We start from the raw sequence: 8,495 nt of genomic DNA on the forward strand, positions 1-8,495 counted from the left end.
AGAGAAGTGGGTCTCTGATATTACCTATATCAAAGTGGCAGGTCAATGGAACTACTTGACTATAATTATGGATCTAGCAGATAGAAAAATACTGGCATGGACATTAAGTGAAGATATGACTACAGAAAACACCATCTACAAAACTTGGATAAAAGCTAAAAATAGAAGGCAAATTACTGAAAATCATATATTTCACTCTGATAGAGGTGTGCAATATGCTTCACGTAAAATGAAGCTGATTTTTAATAAAAATAGTACCATCAAACAAAGTATGAGTAGAAAAGCAAACTGTTGGGATAATGCAGTAGCAGAATCGTTGTTTAAAACCATTAAATACGAATGTACCAATAGATATAAATTCAAAAATTATCTTCAGGCATACTCTAAGATAGAAAACTATATCCAGTGGTACAATACACAAAGATTACACTCTTCTTTAGGATATAAAACTCCTCTAGAAGTAGAAATACAATATTGGAAAAATAATAAAAAAGTGGCTTGAGAAAATAGTCCCAAATTTATTAGGTAGTCCAAACATCAGCAACTAGTTTTTATGAGTTTAGCATTGTAGCTTTAATCTGCTTAACAACTTCTATATGATCTAATCCAAAATCTTTCCAGGCAAGGTTTAGTTCTTTCATATCGATATGTTTTACTATCGTACCATAATCCGCTTTTTTTCCTTCGATAGTAGGGTATCCTATTACATAAATACTATCTGCAAGCTCTACGGCCAATTCTATATCATGGGTAGAATAAATAATGGTATTAAACTCGTGTGAAGAGGTTATCAGGTTAAATGCTTTTTTTACATCTTCGATATTACCTACATCCAATCCAGAAAAGGGTTCATCTAGTACCATATAATGTCCTGAGCATAATATTTGCTCGATAACTGCTGTACGTTGCCTCTGTCCTCCTGATAACTCACAAGGATATTGATCTTTTGCCTGTGCTAGTCCCCAATCAGTGAGATAACTCATTATTGTTGTGTGTTTTTCTTCTTTGGTCATTTCCTTTTTTCTAAGTGCAAAAAGTAATGCCTCATACACTGTTTTATTTCTAAACAGCGTATATTTTTGATCTACAAAACCTATGTCTCCTTCATTTACCTCTTTTGCATCATTTTCTGATGCTGTCGTTGTATCTGCGATAAGCACTTTTCCTGTTGTAGGTTTTATCAATCCTGTCATGGCTCTAAATAAGGTAGATTTCCCTCTACCTGATCGACCTACAAAAGCAATTACCTGCCCTGTAACATTGCCTTCTCTTACTACATCTTTTTCAACAAAATTAACATCTTTTATTACGGTTTTATCACCATAAACAACGCTTAGGTCTTCTACATATAATAATGTATTATGTGTATTATAATTCATCTATTTATATTTTGGAGTATCTAAAAAAGGCTTTTCGCAAGTAATCCAACGCAAAATCTATGGATAAACCTACTAGTAATATCACGATCTGTAATGCTATAATTCTACCGTGATTCATAAATTTATCAGAGTTTTTTATCAAAAACCCTAATCCTCCTGCGGCTACCAGAATGGACTCTACTGTTACCAACATCATCCATACAATTGCTAGGTTTTGCCTTATCACTTCGATTACATGATCTATTCTTCCTTTTACTACTACTTCCCACAACACTTCCCATCGACTACATTGTAACGATCGTGCGTGGTCAAATTCTTCTTGGGATATAGCACTCATCATACTTAATAATGATGTGGTAAGATAGGTACTCATAAATACAACCAACACCCATACTTGCATAGTTCTGGCATCACTAATTATAATTGCCAAATAGAATGTAATTCCTGTAAGTGGAAGATATCGTAATTTACTTAACGCCTTAGCTATAGGAGCTACAACTGGTATTGTGGATAAATAGGTAATCACTAAAGAAATAACAACTGCTATGAGTATTGCTTTTATACAAAGTAATAATGAGCTTCCTATATGAACTACAAGCCCTTCATTATAAAGTTCTGTAAATCCCGTTAATACTTGCTTAGGAGAAGGAAATAAGTGTCGTTCTCCCATGCTTGATAAAAACCAAAATACGACTACCAGCAGTATCCAGAAAAGAACAATAAGGAGTCTATGGTTTTTACTGATATTCTCAAAAGGTCGAAATAAATACTTCATACTAATTGTTATTAAAAAAGAAACCGTCTAATACAATGTAAAACAAGGCTAAACATTGTATTAGACGGCTTTTATTAACTAGATATCATTATTATTTTAATAGTGTAATAACTACACGTCTGTTTTTTGCTCTACCACCACCTGTAGTATTGCTTGCTACTGGTTGATCTTCTCCTTTTCCTATAACAGACTGAAAACGCGACTGAGGAATTCCTTTACTTCTTAAGAAATTTACCACCGATTGTGCACGTCTTTGTGACAGGTCATAATTAGATTCTGTAGAACCTGTATTATCTGTATGCCCTTCTAACCTCAGTTTGGTATCTTCTGCCTGAATCAAAAGGTTATAAATAGTTTCTAATGTACTTGCTGATGATCCTGAGATATTAGCACTTCCTGTATCAAAATTAATATTCCATTCACCAGATGCTAATACTTCATCTGCTTCTTTGGTATAATCTGCTTTATATGCAGAACCTGCATCGATATCATTTATATTTTTGACAAAATAAAGGTTTACTGCTTCATCATAAGGTACGATTCTCTTTACAGATTCATTAAATCCAAAAGGATTCAGTTCGCTTAAATAAGAAGAAACTTGGTTATATACAGCTTTATAACGATTGGTTCCATCAGTAATACCATAATATTGCATTACATCTGCATAATTAAATACTCTAGAACCTCCCATATTATAGTCAATCCCATTTTTATTCCCTTTTTGTCCTTTGAACATATCATACCAATACTTTGGTGTTTTTAGATCATAGGTTTTAGCTACGGCTTCAGAGGCTCTTACTCTCCATCCATCGTACTGTTTCATTTGATTGGATGCTGTCAAAGCAGATTTCAAAATATTACTTACAATATCAGGGTGTTTTACTGACCATTCTTTTACTGCTATAATGGTTGTTGCCATTTGATTGTTAAATTCTCGGGTAGATATGATATCTGTAAACCCACTCAATTCATCAAATACCATCTTATCTCCTGGAGTCCATGTAGCACATCCATCTATTTTTTTATTAATGGTCTTTCCTGTTAACTTCCCGTTTCTTACTTCTTTTAGAGGAACTGTCCAACCTGCTTTTTGTGACTTAATCAATTCTTCTGCAGATTTTATATAATCATCGTCTTGCGATGGATAGAAGTTTACTGCTTCTGGGTCATAGGTAGTAACATCTGGATTCACTTTTAATCCATTGGCAAAAGCATAATTCAAGGCAGTTACCCAGTCACCATCTCCTAATACTGCAGATATCAAAGCTCCTTTCATACTTTTTGGATCTACTTTCCAACTTGGTGGTCCTATTAGCTTATCTTCTCCATAACTTAATCCTACTGCTCCAACTACTTGTACATGATATTTATCTTTTCCAAATTTATCATCCAAAGCTTGTTGCATGGTACTGATATAGAATGGTGCTCCATCCCCCATCATCATAATAGCAAATGCACTTTTATCTGCATCAGGAAATTCTTCTCCTTTATCGAATTCTTCGATAAATTTCATTTGCATGTTTCTCAATTCAGAAAGCCAGTCTTGACGTATTATTTCAAGGTTTACCCCATTTTTTTCCATAAGAGACCCTTTTGTTGTTTTTGGTCCTCCATTGGATACAATAATACCTGACTGAGCATTCCATGCGTAAGCAGCTATTTTTACTAATGGCTTATTTTTTACACTACTAGAAAGGCTATTAGAAGGTAGTTCTAATTTTTCTGAAGTAGTTACATTATCTACTTCATCTTTATTTATATTCAGTTCTTCTAATTGCTTCGCTTTTCCAACTCTCAATCCTGGAGCAAAATAATACACGGCACCCAAAATTGCTCCTAGTATAATAATTACTATGATCAACTCGGATAAGGTAGTGAGTTTCTTTGTTCTTAAGATTTTACCCATTTTTTAATTTTTATTATAATTTGTATTTCAGTTAGTTAGTCAAACATATTTCCAAAACCACCACTCGCCTGCTTATCTTCTGCAGAAAGTTTATAATTTGGATTGTTATATTTTTTTGCATCAGGAATATAATCTTTTCCTGTTTTTATTTTATCTGCCAATGTATCTAATTGTGAGTAAAGCTCATCACTATCAATATCATACTTAGAGGTGAGCATATCTATATCAGACAAGTTTTCTTGTGTTTTTGCTATATCTAAGGCAATCGTCTCTGTTACTACATCTAGTGCATATTCCAGCTCCCAATCTTTGGTAAACAACATTGCAGATTTTGCACTATCGGTAGCTGCTTTAGCTGATTTTGCAAATTCATATTCTTTTTCCAGCATCTTGATGGTTACTTCAAAATCAGAAATTTTAATATCTATAGCTGTACCAGCTAGTGTAAGTTTTCTATCTAACTTACCCATCACACTGGCTCTACTACCGTATTTTTGAATAAATCCTTTGCTTTGTTGTAATTGGTGAGATACTCGTTGTGATTCTGATAATTTTTTTGCCAATGCACTGTGTAATTCTACATAGTCATCAGTATCTTTTCCTACATCTCCTTTTTGCGCAACTATCTTTTCCATTCTGTTACGGATTTTCTCGGCTTGCTTTTGCAAAGACACAATTCTATCCTGAAATTGTTCTGCTTCTTTTTCTGCTTTATGCGCTTCGACTTCCATATTACTTTTCAAAGCTTTTATTTTTGCTTTCGAGTCTTTGAAAACCTTTCTATTTCTAAGCATTTTCCCCTTTTGTTCTTGTAATTCTCCAAAAGGGTCATGTCTAATCAATGATTTATGAATTCCTCTTGTGACTCTACGCAAAAATTTAAAAATTAGCGGTAGCATCATAATAAAGAATATCACAAAAACGGCTACTCCTGCAAGTGCAATTACTTGTCCTAAAGCGGTAAATAATGGTGGAAGCACATAAATCCATGCGGCATATCCTAATCCTGCAAATAATGCAATCTTTAAAAATGCATTAAGACCTTTTTCGCCATTCCTCCATTTATTGGGGTTTAAAGATATTTCTCCTTTTTCGTCATCAAAATGTTTTAGGATTGGTAAATCCAGTACATGACTTTTTGATTCTTGATCCATTAATGTATTGGTTATAAATTACTTTTTATGCCATCGACTACGGCAACTATTGTTTCCAAAATTTTTGATCGTGCCTTATCATTGGCAACTATTTTTTGATCTATCTCTGATACTTCTGACATCAAATTGGCATCAACCGAACTGAGTAGGTCTTTTTTAACACTGATCTGATTTTGAATGTCTATTAATTTCTTTTCTAATTGAGAAACCTCTGCACTTAAACTGTCTTTTTTTGTTTTTTGAGCTTCTAAAATTTTGGTTTTCTTAGTGCTTCCTTGACTAGAGTATTGTTTATGTACTTTTTCTATCTCATTGATATAAAAATCTGCCTGAGAGAGCAAACCACTTTTTGTTACATTAGAATCAACTCCCTGAGCCATGGTCAATGCCATTTTATATACAGAGGGGTCATTAGAGCCTACTGCTTTGATTGCTTTAAAAAACTCATAAAAATCATATCCTGGTTTATTCAAAGATTCAAAACCTGACTCATACATTTCTATTACAGTATTTAGTACAGTATCGTTTACCAAAGTTGTTTTAGGAGGTTGTACAGGAAACTTTGAAACTGGTGTAGTCGTTTCTGGGAAAGATTGAGTTTGAGAACGAGTAGGTTCTTTTACCTCTTTAGCTTTTTTCTCTTCAGAATTTTCTTCTTCATTGATAAAAAGACCTTTCCAGTTAAATTTTTCTTTAGACATTTATTCTATTTTTGATAAACTCATTTATTACTACTAATAATCCAAGAAACAAATTTATATAAATTCTTATAAATATTATTCTTTTTTTAATCCTATGCAAGTACTGAATCTTAAGTTTTAACAAATCATATCTACAACTATTGTTTTTTACCTTATAAATGATCCATACTAGTATATTCGTATATATATATTATCGTTTGTTACATACTTACTGTATCGAATTGATATCTATCAGTATTCTCAATGATCTAAAAGTACATTTTTTTAAGCTACAAACGCAATAACACACTGACAACTAACTTATTACCATTATTTAATACCATTTTTTTGTTACTCTTCTTCTTCATCAAAAAGAATAATTTCTTTTACTGTTTTGAGTATTTCAGGGATATCATCCTCTGTCAGGGTCATTAATATCTCTTCTGTGATTGGTGTAATCGATACAATTCTGTTGGCTTGCCGTTCTATAATTTTTTCAAATAAATTTCTTATGGTTCTTGCATTTCCAAAGCCTCTATGTCTTTTTTCGTATACTCTATCTAGGATTTCCATCAATTTTTCTTCTGTATCAGGAGTAAGTTTAAAATCTGCTTTTCTGGCAAATAGTTTAAAAATATCCAGTAATGCATGTGCTGTAAAATGATCAAATTCAAAATATCTATTGAATCGGGATTGTAATCCTGGATTGGTTTGTATAAATCCTTGCATTTCATCAGGATATCCAGCTACTACTACAACTATATTATCTCTATGATCTTCCATACGTTTTAGCAGGACTTCTATTGCTTCTGTACCAAAATCATTAAGTCCTCCTGAGGTAAGTGAGTATGCTTCATCTATAAATAAGACTCCTCCTAGTGCAGATTTTATAATTTCGTCTGCTTTGATCGCTGTTTGCCCTACATATCCTGCAACCATTCCTGCTCTATCGGTTTCTACCAGATGTCCTTTTTCTAGATATCCTAGGTGCTTATACATTCTACCCAACATACGGGCAACGGTTGTTTTACCAGTTCCTGGAGGTCCCATAAAAACAGCATGTAGTGTATTATTTGATGCTTTTAAACCTTTTTCTTCTCTTATTTTCTTAATTTTTAAAAAGTTAGTAAGGTCTTTTACATTTTTTTTTATTGCATCCAGCCCTATAAGCTCATTGAGTTCTCCCAATACAATCTCTAGTGTATCATTCTCTGGAACTTCATTGACACTGGCTTTTTGCACAAAAATTTTAGGGTGGTTTATACGGTGGATGGTTTGCTTTAAAAACTCTTTTTCTTTCTCATTAATTTTTCCATCGGCATTGACTATCAACGATGTTATTCTATGTAAAAATGCTCCTATGGGTAAAAACTGATCATTACCAATCTTTGACAATATCGATGGTAAAACGAATTCAGTTTTTAATTCTGCTACTGGTTCAAAAAAAGAAGTCTCTCTAATAATGCTTACATTTTTATCAAACTGTGAGGATACTACCAATTGGTTGATTTTTGCCAGATCATATGCAGCACTCAAATCTTTGCCTTGTAATTTCTCGTAGAAATAAACCAGTATGAACTTAATTTTTGTTTCTATTGTATTTGAGGTTGTGTGTAGCTTTATAAAATCATCTACTATTTTTACGATATCATGTAGCAAAACATGTTCTGCCTTGTATGCTACACCTTGTTGAGCATTGTCATGAATAGTTGAAGTAATCGTTTTTTTGAAGTCATTATTGCCATTCAATTCTTTACAAATTGCTACTGCTTTATCTCCTTCTTTTTTTAATAGTTCAAGATAGGGTAATGAGATTTTCAATGCTCGTTTTTTTTAAGTTTATATATAATACTACAATGCATACCTTATTCAAATATAAAATATCTTATCCAATAGACCGCTTTATCAAAAAAATAAGAAAAACATATTACAAATAATTATAAAAAAAACCTCATAAGCAAGACTCTTTGCCTCCTAGTACCTTTCTTGTAATTCCTTTGGTAGTAAAATCTATATATGTGTATAAATGCCTTGGGAGGATACTACACCTAAACTCTGGATTGAGGATAGATTGTATGATATTTTCAATTGAGTTTGTGTTCATTTTTTTAGATATTAAACTATAAATATTTTACTCGTAATATTCAATAATTAACTCTCTAATTGTCATTTTACCATGTTTATCTATGACAATTCTTTTAAGCTATATTCTATAATACGACTTAACTAGTTATCTTTGTTTTAAAACAAGTGCAAATGGTACCAGAATCTTTCACAGAATTTTTCAAAAGCCTAGATGAATTGGGTCGTGAGACCGTAATTAGGGAGCTATTATCTATGGTCGATCCTTCAGAGCCTGACTTGTATACTGTTCATTCCGAGGTGCAACAAATCCAGTCACTACATTGCCCTAATTGTCAAGACATCGATATCCGTGCAAATGGCAAGGCTAATGTTGAACTAATCCTCGTTGCCTCGGGAGCTTTTTTTAGCTACTTACAAAAATACCTTAACTTGATGACTTGACAAAAATCTTAAGCATATGTATATAAAAAAAGTCAAAAACGATTTTAGAAACAGCCATAGAAGCGGTACCAAAAT

Annotated in this window: 9 protein-coding genes; 2 read left to right on the forward strand and 7 right to left on the reverse strand. The window is 32.7% G+C overall.

From position 1 onward, the window contains the following. A partial coding sequence (locus tag CVD18_RS20200) for an IS3 family transposase (protein WP_146052798.1) occupies positions 1–502 on the forward strand: 502 nt, incomplete at its 5' end. Between the two features lie 49 nt (positions 503–551). On the opposite strand, the gene CVD18_RS20205 is transcribed toward CVD18_RS20200, so the two are convergent. From CVD18_RS20205 to CVD18_RS22815, 7 genes are all read right to left on the reverse strand, one after another. Next, on the reverse strand, positions 552–1,379 hold the full coding sequence (locus CVD18_RS20205; protein WP_103867303.1) for an ATP-binding cassette domain-containing protein: 828 nt from the start codon (positions 1,377–1,379) through the stop codon (positions 552–554). 4 nt (positions 1,380–1,383) lie between these two features. Continuing rightward, positions 1,384–2,154, reverse strand: coding sequence for an ABC transporter permease (locus CVD18_RS20210; RefSeq protein ID WP_146052879.1), 771 nt, complete (start codon positions 2,152–2,154; stop codon positions 1,384–1,386). Between the two features lie 91 nt (positions 2,155–2,245). Further along, a complete protein-coding gene (locus tag CVD18_RS20215; RefSeq protein WP_103867305.1) occupies positions 2,246–4,060 on the reverse strand; it encodes an OmpA family protein in 1,815 nt (604 codons plus the stop codon). Between the two features lie 35 nt (positions 4,061–4,095). Further along, positions 4,096–5,214: a hypothetical protein gene (locus CVD18_RS20220; protein WP_103867306.1), complete on the reverse strand. Its 1,119-nt coding sequence runs from the start codon at positions 5,212–5,214 to the stop codon at positions 4,096–4,098. A gap of 11 nt (positions 5,215–5,225) precedes the next feature. Continuing rightward, complete coding sequence (locus CVD18_RS20225; protein ID WP_103867307.1) at positions 5,226–5,915, reverse strand: hypothetical protein; 690 nt, start codon at positions 5,913–5,915, stop codon at positions 5,226–5,228. A gap of 330 nt (positions 5,916–6,245) precedes the next feature. Continuing rightward, positions 6,246–7,715: an AAA family ATPase gene (locus tag CVD18_RS20230; protein ID WP_199185118.1), complete on the reverse strand. Its 1,470-nt coding sequence runs from the start codon at positions 7,713–7,715 to the stop codon at positions 6,246–6,248. Positions 7,716–7,845: 130 nt separating this feature from the next. Further along, complete coding sequence (locus CVD18_RS22815; RefSeq protein ID WP_158250519.1) at positions 7,846–7,998, reverse strand: hypothetical protein; 153 nt, start codon at positions 7,996–7,998, stop codon at positions 7,846–7,848. Positions 7,999–8,150: 152 nt separating this feature from the next. Between CVD18_RS22815 and CVD18_RS20235 the strand changes: the two genes are divergently transcribed. After that, positions 8,151–8,420 carry a hypothetical protein gene (locus tag CVD18_RS20235; RefSeq protein WP_103867308.1) on the forward strand — a complete coding sequence of 90 codons (270 nt, stop codon included), beginning with the start codon at positions 8,151–8,153 and terminating at the stop codon, positions 8,418–8,420. Positions 8,421–8,495 lie beyond the last annotated feature (75 nt).

The sequence above is a fragment of the Aquimarina sp. I32.4 genome (assembly GCF_002924285.1).
In the GTDB taxonomy this organism is placed as follows: domain Bacteria; phylum Bacteroidota; class Bacteroidia; order Flavobacteriales; family Flavobacteriaceae; genus Aquimarina.

What these genes read in the sequence shown, in the direction of transcription:
- CVD18_RS20205 (WP_103867303.1), bottom strand. Translation starts at nt 1,379, where the DNA reads ATGAATTATAATACACATAATACATTATTATATGTAGAAGACCTAAGC.
- CVD18_RS20210 (WP_146052879.1), bottom strand. Translation starts at nt 2,154, where the DNA reads ATGAAGTATTTATTTCGACCTTTTGAGAATATCAGTAAAAACCATAGA.
- CVD18_RS20215 (WP_103867305.1), bottom strand. Translation starts at nt 4,060, where the DNA reads ATGGGTAAAATCTTAAGAACAAAGAAACTCACTACCTTATCCGAGTTG.
- CVD18_RS20220 (WP_103867306.1), bottom strand. Translation starts at nt 5,214, where the DNA reads ATGGATCAAGAATCAAAAAGTCATGTACTGGATTTACCAATCCTAAAA.
- CVD18_RS20225 (WP_103867307.1), bottom strand. Translation starts at nt 5,915, where the DNA reads ATGTCTAAAGAAAAATTTAACTGGAAAGGTCTTTTTATCAATGAAGAA.
- CVD18_RS22815 (WP_158250519.1), bottom strand. Translation starts at nt 7,998, where the DNA reads ATGAACACAAACTCAATTGAAAATATCATACAATCTATCCTCAATCCA.
- CVD18_RS20235 (WP_103867308.1), top strand. Translation starts at nt 8,151, where the DNA reads ATGGTACCAGAATCTTTCACAGAATTTTTCAAAAGCCTAGATGAATTG.